The organism is Flavobacterium cutihirudinis, assembly GCF_003385895.1.
Taxonomy (GTDB): Bacteria; Bacteroidota; Bacteroidia; order Flavobacteriales; family Flavobacteriaceae; genus Flavobacterium; species Flavobacterium cutihirudinis.
Genome location: NZ_QRDQ01000009.1, coordinates 186,246 through 204,218 on the forward strand (window position 1 = coordinate 186,246; position 17,973 = coordinate 204,218).

General features: G+C 33.0%; 15 protein-coding genes and 1 other RNA gene. 8 read left to right on the top strand and 8 right to left on the bottom strand.

The features are described from left to right. Positions 1-310: 310 nt before the first annotated feature. The 3 genes from BD847_RS11800 (at position 311) to BD847_RS11810 (ending at position 3,669) form a co-directional block, all read left to right on the top strand. Positions 311-1,363: a sensor histidine kinase gene (locus BD847_RS11800; protein WP_115888483.1), complete on the top strand. Its 1,053-nt coding sequence runs from the start codon at positions 311-313 to the stop codon at positions 1,361-1,363. Beyond that, entirely contained in the window at positions 1,353-2,054 is a 702-nt protein-coding gene (locus BD847_RS11805) for a LytR/AlgR family response regulator transcription factor (RefSeq protein WP_115888484.1), read from the top strand. Before BD847_RS11800 ends, BD847_RS11805 begins: the two co-directional genes overlap by 11 nt. A 178-nt stretch (positions 2,055-2,232) precedes the next feature. Beyond that, the gene (locus tag BD847_RS11810; RefSeq protein WP_115888485.1) at positions 2,233-3,669 is read left to right on the top strand and encodes an MFS transporter; all 1,437 of its coding nucleotides are present in this window, start codon (positions 2,233-2,235) and stop codon (positions 3,667-3,669) included. Positions 3,670-3,786: 117 nt separating this feature from the next. On the opposite strand, the gene BD847_RS11815 is transcribed toward BD847_RS11810, so the two are convergent. The 4 genes from BD847_RS11815 to ffs form a co-directional block, all read right to left on the bottom strand. Then, positions 3,787-4,281 carry a hypothetical protein gene (locus tag BD847_RS11815; protein ID WP_115888486.1) on the bottom strand — a complete coding sequence of 165 codons (495 nt, stop codon included), beginning with the start codon at positions 4,279-4,281 and terminating at the stop codon, positions 3,787-3,789. A gap of 87 nt (positions 4,282-4,368) precedes the next feature. After that, complete coding sequence (gene fsa, locus BD847_RS11820; protein ID WP_115888487.1) at positions 4,369-5,025, bottom strand: fructose-6-phosphate aldolase; 657 nt, start codon at positions 5,023-5,025, stop codon at positions 4,369-4,371. A 130-nt stretch (positions 5,026-5,155) separates the two neighbouring features. Beyond that, positions 5,156-5,959: an SDR family oxidoreductase gene (locus BD847_RS11825; protein WP_115888488.1), complete on the bottom strand. Its 804-nt coding sequence runs from the start codon at positions 5,957-5,959 to the stop codon at positions 5,156-5,158. Between the two features lie 172 nt (positions 5,960-6,131). Further along, positions 6,132-6,229, bottom strand: an RNA gene (gene ffs, locus BD847_RS11830) — signal recognition particle sRNA small type. Positions 6,230-6,317: 88 nt separating this feature from the next. Here ffs and BD847_RS11835 point away from each other — a divergent pair. Then, on the top strand, positions 6,318-7,370 hold the full coding sequence (locus tag BD847_RS11835; protein WP_115888489.1) for a glutaminyl-peptide cyclotransferase: 1,053 nt from the start codon (positions 6,318-6,320) through the stop codon (positions 7,368-7,370). Between the two features lie 92 nt (positions 7,371-7,462). After that, positions 7,463-8,701 carry an imidazolonepropionase gene (hutI, locus tag BD847_RS11840; RefSeq protein WP_115888490.1) on the top strand — a complete coding sequence of 413 codons (1,239 nt, stop codon included), beginning with the start codon at positions 7,463-7,465 and terminating at the stop codon, positions 8,699-8,701. Positions 8,702-8,782: 81 nt separating this feature from the next. On the opposite strand, the gene BD847_RS11845 is transcribed toward hutI, so the two are convergent. Further along, entirely contained in the window at positions 8,783-9,661 is an 879-nt protein-coding gene (locus BD847_RS11845; protein WP_115888491.1) for a hypothetical protein, read from the bottom strand. A 97-nt stretch (positions 9,662-9,758) separates the two neighbouring features. On the opposite strand from BD847_RS11845, the gene BD847_RS11850 reads away from it, so the two are divergent. Beyond that, positions 9,759-10,796, top strand: a complete 1,038-nt coding sequence (locus BD847_RS11850) for a formimidoylglutamase (RefSeq protein ID WP_115888492.1) — start codon at positions 9,759-9,761, stop codon at positions 10,794-10,796. Between the two features lie 138 nt (positions 10,797-10,934). Continuing rightward, the gene (locus tag BD847_RS11855) at positions 10,935-12,182 is read left to right on the top strand and encodes a DEAD/DEAH box helicase (protein WP_115888493.1); all 1,248 of its coding nucleotides are present in this window, start codon (positions 10,935-10,937) and stop codon (positions 12,180-12,182) included. On the opposite strand, the gene BD847_RS11860 is transcribed toward BD847_RS11855, so the two are convergent. The 3 genes from BD847_RS11860 to aroC form a co-directional block, all read right to left on the bottom strand. Further along, a complete protein-coding gene (locus tag BD847_RS11860; RefSeq protein WP_115888494.1) occupies positions 12,179-14,365 on the bottom strand; it encodes a response regulator in 2,187 nt (728 codons plus the stop codon). The genes BD847_RS11855 and BD847_RS11860 overlap by 4 nt on opposite strands. Positions 14,366-14,501: 136 nt before the next feature. After that, complete coding sequence (locus tag BD847_RS11865; RefSeq protein ID WP_115888495.1) at positions 14,502-15,782, bottom strand: dicarboxylate/amino acid:cation symporter; 1,281 nt, start codon at positions 15,780-15,782, stop codon at positions 14,502-14,504. A gap of 52 nt (positions 15,783-15,834) precedes the next feature. Then, positions 15,835-16,893 carry a chorismate synthase gene (gene aroC / locus BD847_RS11870; RefSeq protein WP_035646957.1) on the bottom strand — a complete coding sequence of 353 codons (1,059 nt, stop codon included), beginning with the start codon at positions 16,891-16,893 and terminating at the stop codon, positions 15,835-15,837. Positions 16,894-17,079: 186 nt separating this feature from the next. On the opposite strand from aroC, the gene BD847_RS11875 reads away from it, so the two are divergent. Next, the gene (locus BD847_RS11875) at positions 17,080-17,910 is read left to right on the top strand and encodes a UDP-2,3-diacylglucosamine diphosphatase (RefSeq protein ID WP_115888496.1); all 831 of its coding nucleotides are present in this window, start codon (positions 17,080-17,082) and stop codon (positions 17,908-17,910) included. Positions 17,911-17,973: the final 63 nt, after the last annotated feature.

Below are 17,973 nucleotides of genomic sequence, written 5' to 3' on the forward strand. Positions count from 1 at the left end.
GTTTTCTGTTAGAATAAAATTACTTTTTTAAATATTTCACAACTTTATATTTACTAAAAGCAACATTTTGTTGTAAAATCCAAATAAACACAAGTCTTTAAGAATCTGAGAATTAACAAATAAAGATTTAATAATAAAGAAGTAGTTTTTAGAAATATTATATGATACGAAAACGTTTTTGAATAAAAATTCTTTACCAATTCATATTTATTTTATTTTTTTACTCAAAACAATTGCGTTTTACCAACTAATTGTTTAAAGTTGCACAATAATTAAATAACTGTTAAAAGTTAAAATTCCACTACGTAACTTGAACGAAATTCAAAAACTAAAATTTGACATCAAACTTCAAAATCATATTTGGTTTTGGGGTGTCTATTTTACTTTAAACTTTTTGAGATGGGGAGCTTATTTTAATGATTACCCATATGCGTTCAAATCAAACTCGATCGAATTTGCTTTGGTCATTCCGTTAGTTTATTTTAATCTCTTTGTTTTAGTGCCGCGCTTTGTACTAAAACAAAAATACATTTCATATACAATTATGTTACTGCTCAGTTTATTTGTAATGTATTTATGCAAAACAGCACTAACCTATTATATTATTTCTGAAAATATCTGGCCGGAAGCCAATCGTGAATATCACCCTTTTGAGATCAATCATATTGTTGCTGTTTGTATTGGAGAATTGTATGTTTTAGCAATGGCTTCTTCGGTTTACCTTACACTAACATGGCTGAAAGAGCGTGAAAGAAACCGTTCTCTAAGAGAAAATCAGCTTAAAATAAAACTGAAATATCTGGAAAACCAGATACAGCCACATTTCTTTTTCAACACGCTAAATAATTTATACGCTTTATCATTAGAATCTTCAGACAAAGTGCCTGACGTAATCATTAAGCTTTCAAAATTGATGGAATACGTTTTGTATGACATTAAAGGAACTAAGTTCGTACCATTAATTAAAGAAATAGACTATATTCAAAATTATGTAGAAATTGAAAAGCTGCGTTTTGAAAATGTTGAAGTCACTATAAATTTAGAATCTGAAATTGAAGACATTGTTGTTCCTCCATTAATTTTTATTTCATTAGTCGAAAATGCATTTAAACACGGTGGTGTAAACAATCCTAATTTCAAAATCAAAATAAATTGCAGATCTATTGACAATAAAATGCTGGATTTTGAAATCCTAAATAATTTTGTAATTTCACAAAATCATAATTCAAAAGGCGGAATTGGGTTAGTCAATACCAAAAAGAGATTAAAACTAATTTACAAGAACAATTTTAGCTTAAAAAGCAGTACTAAATTAAATTACTACATAATCCGTTTGCAAATACCTATTCATAATGAAGATTAAATGCGTATTGATTGATGACGAGCCTTTAGCGATTAAAGTCCTGCAAAATTACTTTGTTAATTTTCCGGATTTTGAAGTTATTGCGACTTTCAATAATTCACTGGAAGCACTTGACTTCATAAACAACACTCCCGTTGACGCTGTTTTTCTTGACATCAATATGCCAATGATGACCGGATTTGAATTGATTAGTTTAATCGAAAGCAAAACCAAGGTTATTATTACAACTGCTTTCAGGGAATTTGCAGCAGAAAGTTATGATCTCGATGTTTTAGATTATTTAGTAAAACCTATTCCTCTTCCGAGATTTATTAAATGTATTAATAAAATAACTACCGAGTACAACTTAAAAAACAACATAAAGGTAGAAACAACCAAGGGTGATTCTCATATTTTCATCAAAGTCGATAAAAAGATGATGAAAATTAATATTGAAGAAATCCTGTTTGTCGAAGGAATGAAAGAATACATAAAAGTAGTCACTCCAGACAAGACTTATATTACGCATAAATCGTTGACTTCATTGTCTGAAGAATTGCCAGCCGATCGTTTTTTGCGAATACACAAATCATACGTTATTGCCTTAAATAAGGTAAAATCTATAGAAGGAAACCGAATTCAGATACAATCCTATACCCTTCCTATTGGCCGAAATTATAGCAAAGAGGTAAAAAACAAAATTCTGGAGTAAATCCAGGCTTTTATCAGAATCTCTAACTAAGTTAAAATTAACACATTGTTGAAAAAATGATGCTGTTGGTTTAAATTTAACATTATTTGTGCCTTTTTATTTTTTTTTGATAATCTTAACAAATATATTTACGGTCTTCAAAAAACAATAAAATTAAAAATTAACCTTATCACAAATTATGAGTTCAGAAAATCTACAAACCAAGTGGGGCCAATTTATTCCCTTGGTAATCGTATTCTTCTTTTGGGGATTTGTTGCTGCAAGTAATGACATCTTAATTCCGGTTTTTAAAACTGCATTTAATCTTTCACAAGGAGAAAGCCAATTAGTATCATTAGCATTTTATATTGCTTATACAGTTGGTTCCTTAATCTACATGGGGATTTCAGTTTTAATAAAAGAAGATTTGGTAAACAAAATAGGCTACAAAAATGGTTTATCACTAGGTTTACTTATTTCTGCACTTGGAACTTTATTATTTTATCCTGCTGCAAACACAGGATCTTTTCCTTTAATGCTATCTGGATTATTCATCGTTGCTTTAGGATTTTCATTACAACAAACTGTAGCAAATCCATTGGCTATTGCTTTAGGTCCAATTTCAACAGGATCACAACGTTTGACATTGGCTGGAGGAATCAACAACTTGGGAACTACAATTGGACCGCTTATTGTTAGTTTTGCTATTTTTGGATCAAGCGCTGGAAGCTCTACTTTAAGCATTGAAAGTGTAAAAATCCCTTATTTAATTCTAGGTTTAGCATTCTTATTAGTAGCTGTTTTATTGAAATTCTCTTCGCTTCCGGACAAACCGGCTTTGATTGAAGAAGAAATTGCTGCCGAAGGATCACATGCAAAAAAATCAGCACTACAATATCCACAACTTTTAATGGGAATGATTGCTATCTTCCTATATGTTGGTGTTGAAGTTTCTACAGCGAGTAATTTACCAGCTTACATGGAAAGTAAATTAGGATTTTTAACTCATGAAGTTGCACCTTACATATCATTATATTGGGCAAGTTTAATGATTGGACGTTGGACAGGAGCTATCGAAGCTTTTACTGAAAAAGCAAGCCTACAACAGATTCTTCGTTTTGTTGCTCCTTACTTAGCTTTCGGAGTATTCCTGGCTGTAAATGCAATCGCAAAACACGATTTGACACCGTTCTATATCTACGGATTAATTATTTTAGTTCTAATTGCTGCTGATATTGCAAGTAAAGGAAACCCAGCAAGAATGTTGTTAATATTCTCTGCTTTAGGAATCGTTGCCATTGGTATTGGTATGACAACAACAGGAATGGTAAGTGTTTATGCTTTCACAAGTGTTGGATTATTCTGTAGCACACTTTGGCCATGTATCTTTACCTTAGCTGTTAGTGGTCTAGGAAAAAATACAAGCCAAGGAAGTAGCTTCCTGATCATGATGATTATGGGAGGTGGTGTAATTAGTTGGTTACAAGGTTTTGTATCGGAATTTATCGGAATTCAAGCTAGTTATATCGTTGGAGTTTTATGTTTTGCTTACTTAGCATTTTATGCATGGAGCGTAAGCTCAATCCTAAGAAAACAAGGAATTAGCTTTGACAAAAAACTTTCTGGAGGTCACTAGAAAACTCAAAATACTAAATATATAAAAGTCCCGCTTAATAAAGGCGGGACTTTTTTTATACGGAAAGATACCAATAAAACTTAGTATCTTAGAATCTTAGCAACTTAGAACTTTTTTTTATTTAGCACTAATAATATTCTCCAGATTCTTCTTAAAAACAGCTCTGCTTTGCGCTGAAATCTTATAAACCACTTCTTTATCGGCATAAACAATTACTTTGTCTATATTCGCCGATAAAAGCGCATTTGGATCTTTTATCTTAAGTGTACAGGCACCATCAAAAAAACCATCATCTTCAATAATTTTTCTTGCTTCGATCACAGTACCATCAGTTAAAACTGCCGAAATCTTCATCTCGTTATTTAATGTTTTCGAATAAAAACCATCCATAACCAACAACAAACGATAAGAATTTTTCAATTCCGGTCCCTTAAACTCGTGACGGGTAATATTGTAACGTAACCCTTTTGCCAGCGACTGGAATTTGACCGAACAATCCAATTCGTATGTAGCCACGTCCCCAGCTTCATTAACACTCGTTAGTATTTTTGCCTGAGCATTTGCTTGCAAAACAACCATAAAGAACACCAAAACTGCAAATAACTTTTTCATATATACCGATTTAGAATATATAAAAATAAAAAAAAATCGCCATCTTTCGATTGAAAGACAGCGATTTAAAATTATTATCAAGAAATCTTATTTATTACCTTTTTCAAAATCAGCTACAAACTGAGCTAATCCAATATCAGTTAAAGGGTGTTTCAACAAACCAGCAATTGCAGAAAGTGGTCCTGTCATTACATCAGCACCAATTTTAGCACAGTTTACAATATGCATTGTGTGACGAACTGAAGCTGCTAAAATTTGAGTTTCATACCCATAATTATCATAAATCTCTCTAATTTCCTGAATCAGGTTTAATCCGTCTGTAGATACATCATCCAAACGACCAATAAATGGAGAAACATATGTCGCACCAGCTTTAGCCGCTAATAATGCCTGCCCAGCAGAAAAAACAAGAGTTACGTTTGTTTTGATTCCTTTATCAGAAAAATATTTTGCAGCCATAACACCTTCCTTAGTCATTGGCAATTTAACAACGATCTGATCATGTAATTCAGCTAATTCCTCTCCTTCTTTAATCATTCCATCATAATCCAATGCATTTACTTCAGCACTTACATCACCTTCAACAAGATTACAGATATCCACATAATGCTTCAAAATGTTGTTCTTTCCAGTAATTCCTTCTTTAGCCATCAACGATGGATTTGTTGTTACACCATCCAAAACACCTAAAGCTTGTGCTTCTTTAATTTGAGCTAAATTAGCTGTATCAATAAAAAATTTCATAATCTATATATTTATAATTGTGTGTTTGAAAAAATTTGGTGCAAAATTACAAAATCAATAGCAATAACGATTTCAAAATCTTAAGCAATTTGAAAATTATGTTATTTAAATCCTGCTTTTGCTCCCAATCTTAAAGTTTATAATGATTCATTAACATTTTCTCATAAACTTTATCCGGTAAAGCGCGCTTTAATACAATTGAAAATTTCTGCATAAAAACACCAACTTTATAATGAACATTTGGCTTTTTAGCCTGCATTATTTTATAAATAGCTTCCGCCATTTCGTTAGGATTACTTCCTGCATCAACATGTTCATTCATTGTCGCAAGCGTTTCTCCGTATACTTTTTCATAAGCAGAACCACTAATAACAGGCGCATGATAACGTCCAGATGCGATATTGGTTGCAAAATCACCTGGCGCTACGTTTGTTATTTCAATTCCGAATTGCTTCACTTCCATTCTTAAAGCCTCAGTAATCAACTCCAAAGCTCCTTTTGAAGCCGAATAAACACTTCTGTAAGGCAATCCCATATAAGCCGCAATGGAAGTTATATTGATAATCAAACCTGATTTTTGCTCTCTCATTTGTGGTAAAACAGCTTTCATAACTTCAATTGGCCCAAAAAAATTGGTTTCGAAATTATTTTTTATTTCTTCCATCGGAATTTCTTCCAAAGGCCCTGTAATTCCAACTCCGGCATTATTAATCACAACATCCAAACGTCCGGAAATCTCAATAACTTTTGCTATTGCAGACTGAATTGAATCTGCATTTCTAACATCTAAAGCAATAAGCGGAAAAATCGAGTTTAGTACTTTCTCAGGATTACGACTTGTCCCGTAAACCACAAAACCTCTTTTATGCAAAAATTCACCTATTGATTTTCCAATTCCTGAAGATCCTCCTGTAATTAAAACGACTTTATTCATTTTTTTGAGTTATGGGTTATGAGTTATAATTTTTTGGAATTGGGTTTATTTTTGAACTGCGCAAAGCAATCAACATTTAACTTCTAACCAAAAACACTTAACTTCGGATGGGGTAAAAATAAAAAAATCCTCCCGAAGGAAGACTGCTTTTATATAAATTCTAAAAAATAAAAAATGGCAAGCGACCTACATCGCACCGCTCAACCACGTACCCTTGCTATGTTCCCATCCTGGGGGAGTCTGCAGGAGCTGGTCGTGTAGGACTTGCCGGTGCAAATATACAATCTTTTTATATTTTTGCAAGAGCTTTGTTGCTATAAAAATATCGTTGTATATTGGCTTATTCAAATTTTAAACTATGAAAAAATATAACTTCCTAACTGTCATTTTATTAGGAATCACATTAATTGGATGTGGAGATAAAAATAAAGGTGAAAATTCTTTATTTACTATCGATGATTCTGCATTTCCGGCTCATTTTACCCAAAAAGAACCGCTTACAATCGGAATTTTGAACCCAAATTCGAAAGAAATCGACAGCGTTGCCTACTTCATTAACGACCTAAGAGTGGGAAGCACAAAAGGTGCTACAGATTTTAGAATTGAATTACTAGATCAAAAATTAGGCTATCAATACCTAAAAGCTACTGTATATTTTGGCGGAGATTCTTCTGATGCGACTAAAAGAATCGAGTTAGTTTCAGATATCGAACCTAAATTATTGAAATATAAAATCGTAAATACTTTTGCTCATGATAAAAAAGCATTTACTGAAGGACTGGAATTTTATAATGATACTTTATACGAAAGCACTGGTCAGGAAGGAGCTTCATTTGTTAAAAAATACGATTACAAAACAGGAAAAGTTTTCAATCAAATTGATCTTGACAAACAATATTTTGGTGAAGGAATTACATTTCTAAATGGTAAATTATTCCAATTGACGTACAAAAACAAAAAAGGCTTTATTTATGATGCAAAAACATTAAAGCTTGAAAAAACTTTTGATTACGAAAAAGACATCGAAGGATGGGGAATGACAAATGATGGAAAAAACATTTATCAAACAGACGGAACAGAAAAAATTTGGAAAGTTGATCCAGCGACACAAAAAATGGTTGGCTATATTAATGTTTATTCTGGAAATTCAAAAATTAAAGCCGTTAATGAACTTGAATGGATCGACGGAAAAATTTATGCTAATGTATGGTTCAAAGATGCCATTGCAGTTGTAAATCCGAACTCCGGTGCTGTTGAACAAATTTTAGATTTATCTGCTTTAAGAAAGACAATGAATGACGTCAAGAGTGATGATGCTTTAAATGGAATTGCTTACAATCCTAAAACAAAAACTATTTTTGTTACCGGTAAAAACTGGAGCAAAATGTTCGAAATAAAAGTTTCAGAATAAATTAAATTATAATTCAAAAACACAAATTTCACAGATTTCACGGATTAATTCGTGATAATTTGTGAAATTTGTGTTTTATAACAATTTCAATAATGACAACATTAATAACAAACATACAAGAATTACTCCAAGTTCGTGAAACTTCAATTTCTAAAGTTTCAGGAACAGAAATGGCAGTGCTTCCTACAATAAAAAATGCCTTTTTAATTCTAAAAGACAATTTGATTGAAGATTTTGGTTCAATGGAAAATCTTCCGCAAATCAAAGCAGACAAAACCATTGACGCAACTGGAAAGGTAATTCTTCCAACTTGGTGCGACAGCCACACGCACATTGTTTATGCAGGAAATCGCGAGCAGGAATTTGTTGATCGCATCAATGGATTATCATATGAAGAAATAGCAAATCGTGGCGGCGGAATTCTAAATTCGGCTAAAAAGCTAAACGAAACTTCGGAAGAAGAAATTTACGAACAATCTAAAATTCGTTTAGAAGAAGTCATGCATTTAGGAACTGGGGCTGTTGAAATTAAGTCAGGTTATGGATTAACTGTTGAAGGCGAATTGAAAATGCTTCGCGTTATTAATAAATTAGCTGAAAATTATCCAATTGCAATAAAAGCCACATTTCTTGGCGCACATGCTTTTCCTACACATTATAAAGAAAACAAAACAGGTTATATTGACGAAATCATCACTAAGATGCTTCCAGAAATCGCCAAAAATAAATTAGCCGATTACGTAGATGTTTTCTGCGAAAGCGGTTATTTTTCTGTGGAAGAGACCGAAAAAATAATGGAAGCAGGCTTGGCATTCGGCTTAAAGCCAAAAATCCACGTGAATCAATTCAATTCTATTGGCGGAATTCAGGCTGGCGTTAAATTTAAGGCACTTTCTGTAGATCATTTAGAAATAATGAATCCAGATGATATTGAAGCATTAAAAGATACCGAAACAATGCCGGTAGCTTTACCTTCTTGTTCTTATTTCTTAAGCATTCCTTATACTCCGGCGCGCGAAATGATCAAAGCCGGACTTCCGTTAGCTTTAGCAACAGATTTCAATCCGGGCTCTACTCCTTCAGGAAATATGAATTTTGTGGTTGCAACGGCTTGCATTAAAATGAAAATGACTCCCGAAGAAGCCATAAATGCCGCTACCATCAATGGAGCATATGCAATGGGACTTTCAGAAACTCATGGAAGTATTACTAAAGGCAAAAAAGCAAACTTAATTTTAACAAAACCAATTTCATCTTATTACCAAATTCCATATGCTTTTGGCAGCAACTTAATCGAAAGTGTATTCTTGGAAGGAAAAATTTTAGAATAAAAATTCTACCCATAAAAAAAGGTCTGTGAAAAACTCACAGACCTTTAATATTTTAGTGGTATTATTATCCTCTTGGCACGATTATCTTAAGTTGAAACTAGTTTTAGAAACTAATTCATCATTATCAAATACATTGATAAAATACGCTCCTTTTTCAAAATCTTTACCAAGTAAATCTTCAGAAACCTGAACAGTTTTATTTTCGTATTTCACTGTAGTTTTAAAACTATAAGTTAAAGTGTTATCACCAAAACTCTCAGTTTTCTTTTCTCCTAAAACATTGTTTTTACTATCGATAACCTGTACATAATACGTTTTGTCACCAGATTTTGCGATTGAATTTTCAGCAATTGTAAAACTTACTTTCAATACATCAGCGCGACTTGCTTTATCAGTTTCAATTTGTTTACCAGAACCTTTTACTTTATAAGCAATAGTTTTAGTATTTAAAACAGATAATTTAGAACCTTTTTCTACCGTTTTAGCCAACTCTTCGTTTTGCCCAACTAATACTTCATTATATTTTTTAGATTCTCCTAATACTACAATTGTACTATCTCTTTGAGTTGTTAAAACACCGTTTTGTTTTTTCAACTCATCGTTTTCAGCAACTAAAGTTTTCATTTTGCTTTGCATTGCCAAAACCTGAGATTTGTATTTAGATACATCTCCTTTAGATTTATTCAAATCATCCATTAACGCAACTACTTTATCTCTTTCTTGAATTAATTCATCAGACATAGAAGTGTTTTCCGCAATAGCAGCATCATAAGTTGCTTTTAATTCTTGTAAATCTTTCATAACAGATTCTTTTTCTGTCATGGTTGTAGTTAGCTCCGTTTTAACTACTTCTGTATCAGAAGATAATTTAAAAATATACACTAAACTACCAATCAGTAGGACTGCTAAAACGGCAATTATCGCCTTTAGACTTGAGTTGTTGTTCTTTGGGTTTTCCATATTGAATAATTTTCTTTAATAACAAATTTAAGAATTAATATATCGTAATAACGTAAGTTAATACAATTATATTATTTTTGGACAATAATTTTTTTCTATGGATAAATTAATTCCTTTTACTGTAAATGATTTAGCAAAAATCACAAATCATAGAAGCGGCGAAATAAAGTTTGGCGAAAAAATGATTGTCATTCCTAAAGGGGCAGACAAAATCAAATTCCTAACTGAAAGCGAGGCGAAATATGTACTTTTAGGAATTCCGGAAGATATTGGTGTTCGGGCAAATTATGGAAGGCCCGGTGCTGCATCGGCATGGCAAAGTGCTATAAAAAGTATTGCTAATATTCAACACAATCGTTTTTCTAAAGGTAGCCAGATTATAGTTTTAGGACATATTAATGTTTCTGAAGAAATGCGCGATGTCGAAAATCTGGATTTCAATGATATTGACGATCGATCAAAACTAAGTCAATTAGTAGAAAAAATTGATAAAGAAGTTTCTCATATTATATTTAACATTATAAAAGCCGGAAAAACACCAATTATCATTGGCGGAGGCCATAATAATGCTTACGGAAATATCAAAGGTTCGGCTCTTGCCAAAGGAAAACCAATAAATGCTATTAATTTTGATGCCCATTCTGATTTTAGGATTTTAGAAGGCCGTCATAGCGGAAATGGTTTTTCATACGCTTATGAAGAAGGTTTTTTGAAAAAATACTTCATCTTTGGTTTGCACGAAAACTACACTTCAAAAAGCGTTTTAGATATCATCAAAAAACTAGAAGATCGTGTACGATATAACACATACGACAGTGTCAATATTCGTAAAGAAAAAGATTTTGGAAGAGAAATGGCATTGGCTCTTGAATTCATCCGAAACGATTCTTTTGGAATAGAAATCGATCTTGATGCTATCCCTAACATTGCGAGCAGCGCTATGACAATTAGCGGTTTTTCGGTAGAAGAATTACGTCAGTTTATTTCTTTTTTCGGACAGCATAAAAACGCTACTTATTTGCATATTTGCGAAGGTGCACCAGATTTATCAGATTCGCCAAACAATAATTTAATTGGAAAATTAATAGGATACCTGGTAACAGATTTTATAAAAGCAAACAACGAAAAAGTTTAGAACATTAGAAATCAAATAAACAACTGAAAATCAACTACTTTTTCAAATAAACCTAATTTCAACTTAAGGATTGACCGAATAAACCTATCTTTGCACAGAATTTTTAGTATTTAAAACTAAAATCTTAACAACCTAGATATGTTATTCGAAGATTTATCACTTTCAAAAAGTATACAAAAAGCCGTATTTGAAGAAGGCTACCTAAACCCTACTCCAATTCAGGAACAATCTATTCCGATTATTTTATCGGGACGAGATTTAATTGGCTGCGCACAGACGGGAACAGGAAAAACGGCGGCATTTGCCATTCCAATCATACATCAATTACACAGAATTGTAGGTTCATCAAAAAAAGCCAAACAAATTCGAGCTCTTATCGTTACACCAACACGTGAACTTGCGGTGCAAATTGGCGAAAGTTTTGACACTTATGGCAAATACACCAATTTAGTACAGTTAACCATTTTTGGAGGTGTTTCTCAAAATCCACAAGTTGAAGCTTTAAAAAACGGAGTAGATATTCTTGTAGCAACTCCTGGAAGATTACTGGATTTACACAAACAAGGATTTCTTGATTTTGATCATTTACACACTTTAGTTTTAGACGAAGCCGATCAAATGCTTGATATGGGCTTTATAAACGATGTAAAAAAGATTGTAAAGCTTACGCCAAAAAACCGTCAGACTTTACTGTTTTCAGCAACAATGCCAATTGCGATTCGCGAGTTAGCCGAAATGTTTCTGAAAGACCCTGAAAAAGTAGAAGTTTCACCGGTATCTTCAACAGCAGAAAATGTGGAACAACGCATTTACTTTGTTGACAAAACAGAAAAAAGAAACTTGCTTTATCATTTAATTAAAGAAGAAAATTTATCAAATGTACTGGTGTTTTCAAGAACAAAGCACGGCGCTGATAATGTTGTAAAAGCACTTCGCAAAAAAGATATTCCTGCCGAAGCTATTCACGGAGACAAATCCCAAAACGCAAGACAACGTGTTCTTGATGCTTTTAAAAATAAAGAAGTTGGCGTTCTTGTTGCGACAGATATTGCAGCAAGAGGAATTGACATTGAACAGCTTCCGTACGTAATCAATTTTGATTTGCCTAATATTCCTGAAACCTATGTACACCGTATCGGTCGTACAGGTCGTGCAGGAAATGGCGGAATTGCAATTTCATTTTGTGGAAAAGACGAAGAACCTTACTGGAAAGACATTAAAAAACTGATAAAAGTTGATGTTAAAATAATTACTGAACATCCATATCAATGGCATTCAGGAAGTCCGGAAGCCGGAGAAAAACCAAAAAATTCAAATCGAAGCGGTGGCGCACATAAATCGCGAAAATCTAATGCTTCTAAACAAAATAAAAAACGCTGGTATTAACCAGCGTTTTTTGCTTCTTCTATTAAATAGCTTATAATTTTAAACAGCTTTACAGGTTCAAAAGGTTTTACGATAATATCGTTAATTCCGGACGAAATAGCTTCGTCTGTTATTTCATCTTTATCAAAAGCGGTAAGTGCAACAATTGGTGTTTTAATGCCTTGTAAACGAATCCTTTTTGTGGTTTCAAAACCATTCATAAGCGGCATGTTGATATCCATCAGAATAAGATCGAAAGTTTCTTTTTCTAAAATTTCTAACGCACCAAAACCATCATCAACCACTTTACAGATGTAATTGTTTTTCTCAATAATTTTCTTGGTTACCAACTGATTAATCAAATTATCTTCGACAATCAGGATTTTATGCACTTCGTTTGAAGTCAGATCCACTTCAATTTCTTCAATAATTTTTTTCGTTTTTTGTGGATCATGCTCAAACGGAATAACAAAAGAAAATGAAGTTCCTTTCCCCAAATCACTTTCCAATGTAATTTTACTTCCAAAAAGACCAAGCAATCTTTTCACAATGCTTAATCCCAATCCGGTTCCCTGATAATCTTCATCTTTTCTGCCAACCTGAACAAATTTTTCGAAAATTTTACCTTGATCAACAATAGCAATTCCAACACCATTATCTTTTATCAAAAAACTCAGGAAATGGTTTTTCTCTTCGATACGACAAAGATCAACCTTAATTTCAACTTCACCATCTTTAGTGAATTTTAGCGCATTACTCACTAAATTCATTAAAATCTGAGCAAGTCTAAGTTTATCACCAATTAAATATTCCGGTATTTCCGGATCGATTTCGACATTGATTTTATTATTATTTTTTTGAGATAAAAAGGAAAGCGAATTTTTTATCATCGTAATTTCATCTGAAATATTAAATGTCAGGTTTTCTAAAACGACTTTATTCTCTTCGATTCTGTTAATCTGCAAAATATCGTTTACCAGCGAAAGCAAATATCTAGCTGAAAATTTCAACGAACTTAAATGTTGACTTCTGGATAATTCTTTGTGTTCTTCTAGCAACATATTTGTTATTCCTACAACACCATACAATGGCGTACGTAATTCATGGCTTATAGTCGAAATAAATTGTGTTTTGAGTAAAGATGCCTCTTCTGCAATTTCTTTCGCTTTAAGAAGCTCTAAATTGTGTTTCTTTTTAAATCTGATGTTTTTTATCAAGGTTATAATCAGAAATATTAAAATGAGAGAAATAAGAATAAACAGAATCACGATGATGCGGGAATTTCTCAGACTTTGATACTGTGAAATTTTCTCATTTTCAATTTTATCAATTTGCCGTTTGTATTCATCTAATTCAAGATTAAAACCGGCGATTGATGCCTTTTTAAGTTTTTCGAGATTATAGAGTTCTTCTGTAATTTGATTGTAGCGCGTTAGATTTTCATAAGCCTCTTTATATCGTTTTACTTTCTTTAAGAACTTCGAATATTCCAAATGGGCATAAGACAAATCAGACCTTTCCTCACTATTATTCCCTGCTTCTATCGCATTCAAAAAATAGGCATTAGCAGCATCATTTTCATTCTGAAAGCTTGCATACATACCATGAAGCATGTTTACAATAACAGCGGTTGATTCATCGCCATATTTTTCATTATTAGCATCGATAAATTTCAAATATGGATAACCTTCCTTAAAATTACCGATATCAAAATAAGCCCAGGCAATATTAACATTAGTAAAATATACCTGACTCAAATCATTAATTTTTAAGCCGTATGCAATGGATTTTTTATAATAACGAATTCCAATGTCAAATTGTTTTTTTTCAAAACAATACATGTTCCCTAAGTTATTATAAAGATTGTATTTTATAGAATCGTTATCCGTCCTATTGGCGTAGCTTAAACTTTTTTTATAGAAAAATATCGCTTTATCGACCTCAGACAATTCATTATAATTGGCTGCAATAATATTATAGGAACGAGAAATTAAAGTATTGTTTTTTGAGGCTGTAGCCGAATTTAAAGCTATTCGGGAAGTGATTAATGATTTTTCGAAGTTAGAGCTTCGGTACTCTTGCAAAGCCTTCTTTACGAGTTTATCGATTTTGCCGTCTGAAATCTTTTCAGATTGTGCTATTGCCGAACTGACAAAGCAATTCAGAGCAAATAAGAGAAGTAAAAAAATCCGTCTACGGGGCATAAATTGGATAATTTTCTCAAATATACACTTAAAAATAAAAAAAAGCTGTATTTCATCTAAAAATACAGCTTTCTTTAGCTTTTGTTTATCTTTTTAATCAAATAAAAATCAGATAAATGAGATATAATATTACTTATTATTCCTGCAATTCCCCTTGCATCTCTTTGTTGTTCTCCCATTGTCCAACAACAGAAGTCGCAAGAGCATTTCCTAAAACATTTGTCGCACTTCTAAACATATCACAAAAATGGTCAATTGGCAAAATCAAGGCAATACCTTCCACCGGAATATCAAACATCCCGCAAGTCGCTGCTACAACAACCAAACTTGCTCTTGGAACACCGGCAATTCCTTTACTGGTAAGCATTAAAACCAAAAGCATTACCATTTGAGTCCCTATATCCAAATGAACACCATAAAACTGTGCAATAAAAATACTGGCAAAAGTCATATACATCATACTTCCGTCAAGATTAAAAGAATAACCCAACGGCAACATAAACGAAACAATTTTATCCTTTACTCCGAAGCTTTCTAATTCTTCCGTTAATTTAGGAAACACAGCTTCACTACTTGTCGTACCAAAGGCAATCGCAAGCGGGCCAATAATACGTTTTAATAAATCGGTCATTCTTCCTTTTAGAAAAATATAACCCACTAAAATTAAAACCACCCAAAGTGTACTTATTCCAACTAAAAATGATCCGAAGAATTTAAAATACGTTATCACAAGTTCTTCAGCATCACGAACTGCAAATACTCCAGCAATGGCACCAAAAACCCCAATTGGAGCAAAGTTCATTACATAGTTTACCATTTTTAGAACGATATGCGAAGCTTTGTCTAAAGCATTAATTACAGGTTTTACAGTACTTCCTAAAGAAGCAGCTGCCAATCCAAAAAAGATAGAGAAAATTACAATCTGTAAAATTTCATTGGTTGCCATTGCCTCAAAAATACTTTTAGGAACAATATGCTCCACAAAATTCTCTACAGAAAGCGTTTTAGTTTTTGCCGTAACTTCTGAAGCTGCAGCCATATCCACGTGGTCCAATCGTAAACCAACACCCGGCTGAAGGATATTTACATAAAACAACCCAATCAATAAGGATATAAATGATGCCGTAAAAAACCATCCAAGCGCCTTTCCGCCAATTCTTCCTACCGTTTTTATATCACCAAGTTTGGCAATTCCAACAACTAATGTTGTAAATACTAAAGGCGAAATAATCATCTGAACTAATCGGATAAAAACCGTCGCCAGCATTTTAATTTTATTACTAAATGACTGCGCAGCTTCTGGTGAAATATAATTATGTAATATAATCCCCAGCGTTGCTCCCAGTACCATTGCGATAATAATCTGGCCTGTTAATCCTGAAAGAAATGATTTTTTTTTGGTTTCTGTTACTTGCATTAATTTTATATTTTAAATTAAAATATTAAGACCCTCACTGTCTTAACTTTTATTAATATGTTTTGTTGATTAAATAAAAATCAGCCAAAACAATCGCTGCCATTGCTTCAACAATTGGCACTGCGCGAGGTACAACACACGGGTCATGACGGCCTTTACCAGTCATTGGTGTAATATTTCCTTTATTATCTAATGAATCCTGAGTCTGCATAATCGTTGCTACAGGTTTGAATGCTACTCTGAAGTAAATATCCATTCCGTTACTAATTCCGCCCTGAATTCCTCCTGAAAGATTCGTTTTAGTTGTTCCGTCCGGATTGTACAAATCATTATGTTCGCTTCCTTTCATTTCAGAACCCGAAAAACCACTACCATATTCAAAACCTTTTACAGCATTGATTGAAAGCATTGCTTTTCCTAATTCTGCATGTAATTTATCAAAAACCGGCTCTCCAAGTCCAACCGGTACATTTTGAATTACACACGAAACGACACCTCCAACAGTATCACCTTGTTTACGAATGTCACGAATATATTCCTCCATAATCGCAGCCGATTTTTCATCAGGACAACGAACTGGGTTGCTTTCAATTTTTGAAAAATCTAAATCCTGATAAGGAGTATCCAAATGAATTGGGCCAACAGAAGAAACGTAAGCATTGATTTTAATTTCAGGCAACATTTGTTTTGCAATTGCACCTGCCACTACGCGGCTTGCAGTTTCACGTGCCGAACTTCTTCCGCCTCCGCGATAATCACGAAAGCCATACTTCTGATCATAAACATAATCAGCATGGCTTGGTCTGTAATTGTCTTTAATATGAGAGTAATCGTCAGATTTTTGATTGGTATTCGGGATAATAAAACCTATTGGAGTTCCGGTTGTTTTCCCTTCAAAAATTCCAGATAAAAACTGAACTGCATCTGGTTCTTTTCTTTGCGTTACAATGGCCGACTGTCCAGGCTTTCTTCTAGACATTTCTACTTCGATTGCTTCAAAATCAAGCTCAATTCCTGATGGACATCCATCAATAATACCGCCTAAAGCTTCTCCGTGCGATTCACCAAATGTTGTAACTCTATATAATGTGCCGTAGCTATTTCCTGCCATGTTATTAGTTTTAGCAAATGTAAGTTTTATGAATTAAATTAAAAAATATAAAATTGTGATTATTAACTGAAGGTTAATCCGTATAAAAATCATAATTTATTAAAATTGAAGCAGAATTGATAACCTTTTGATAAAACAGATCTTAGCAGACTTTCTTTTATTTGTTAAACTCCAAAAATTGAAAAATTGAAAAAAAGAAATGTCGAATTGGTCATTATTTCTGATGTCCATTTAGGAACTTACGGAAGCCATGCTAAAGAACTAAACAACTATCTATCAAGCATTAAACCAAAAACTTTAGTTTTGAACGGTGATATTATTGATGCCTGGCAATTTAGAAAATCTTATTTTCCGAAAGCGCATTTAAGAGTTATTCAACGCATTATCGGAATGGCTTCGAAAGGAACAAAAATCTATTATATTACCGGAAACCACGACGAAATTCTCCGAAAATTCAGCGATATGAATATGGGGAATTTTTCATTGGTAGATAAATTAGTACTGGAATTAGACGAAAAAAAAGCGTGGATTTTTCACGGAGATGTTTTTGATGCTTCAGTACAGCATTCAAAATGGATTGCGAAATTAGGTGGTTTAGGTTATGATTATTTAATTCTTACTAACCGATTTGCCAACTGGTGTCTGGCAAAATTGGGTCGTGAACCTTATTCTTTTTCTAAAAAAATAAAAGCCAGCGTAAAAAAAGCCGTAAAATTTATTTCAGATTTTGAAACTACTGCTACAGATTTGGCTATCGAAAAAAAATACGACTATGTTATTTGTGGTCATATCCATGAACCTAAAATTATCACCAAAGAAAACCGTCACGGATCTACACTCTATTTAAACTCAGGCGACTGGATAGAAAATTTAACCGCTTTAGAATATCATAAAAAACGTTGGAAACTCTATTCTTATGCTGAAAGCCAATTTACCGAAGAAGAAAATTTATTCGAAATGGAAGATAATCTAACTTCTCAACTATTAACTTCATTACTTGCAAAAGACATTCTCTAAACCTCACAAAATCAACAAATACAATACTTAAGAGCTTACTCTTTACATAATTCTTTTCAAAAA

What these genes read in the sequence shown, in the direction of transcription:
- BD847_RS11850 (WP_115888492.1), top strand. Translation starts at nt 9,759, where the DNA reads ATGGATAAATTAATTCCTTTTACTGTAAATGATTTAGCAAAAATCACA.
- BD847_RS11845 (WP_115888491.1), bottom strand. Translation starts at nt 9,661, where the DNA reads ATGGAAAACCCAAAGAACAACAACTCAAGTCTAAAGGCGATAATTGCC.
- aroC (WP_035646957.1), bottom strand. Translation starts at nt 16,893, where the DNA reads ATGGCAGGAAATAGCTACGGCACATTATATAGAGTTACAACATTTGGT.
- BD847_RS11815 (WP_115888486.1), bottom strand. Translation starts at nt 4,281, where the DNA reads ATGAAAAAGTTATTTGCAGTTTTGGTGTTCTTTATGGTTGTTTTGCAA.
- BD847_RS11810 (WP_115888485.1), top strand. Translation starts at nt 2,233, where the DNA reads ATGAGTTCAGAAAATCTACAAACCAAGTGGGGCCAATTTATTCCCTTG.
- BD847_RS11855 (WP_115888493.1), top strand. Translation starts at nt 10,935, where the DNA reads ATGTTATTCGAAGATTTATCACTTTCAAAAAGTATACAAAAAGCCGTA.
- BD847_RS11865 (WP_115888495.1), bottom strand. Translation starts at nt 15,782, where the DNA reads ATGCAAGTAACAGAAACCAAAAAAAAATCATTTCTTTCAGGATTAACA.
- BD847_RS11860 (WP_115888494.1), bottom strand. Translation starts at nt 14,365, where the DNA reads ATGCCCCGTAGACGGATTTTTTTACTTCTCTTATTTGCTCTGAATTGC.
- BD847_RS11825 (WP_115888488.1), bottom strand. Translation starts at nt 5,959, where the DNA reads ATGAATAAAGTCGTTTTAATTACAGGAGGATCTTCAGGAATTGGAAAA.
- BD847_RS11835 (WP_115888489.1), top strand. Translation starts at nt 6,318, where the DNA reads ATGAAAAAATATAACTTCCTAACTGTCATTTTATTAGGAATCACATTA.
- hutI (WP_115888490.1), top strand. Translation starts at nt 7,463, where the DNA reads ATGACAACATTAATAACAAACATACAAGAATTACTCCAAGTTCGTGAA.
- BD847_RS11805 (WP_115888484.1), top strand. Translation starts at nt 1,353, where the DNA reads ATGAAGATTAAATGCGTATTGATTGATGACGAGCCTTTAGCGATTAAA.
- fsa (WP_115888487.1), bottom strand. Translation starts at nt 5,025, where the DNA reads ATGAAATTTTTTATTGATACAGCTAATTTAGCTCAAATTAAAGAAGCA.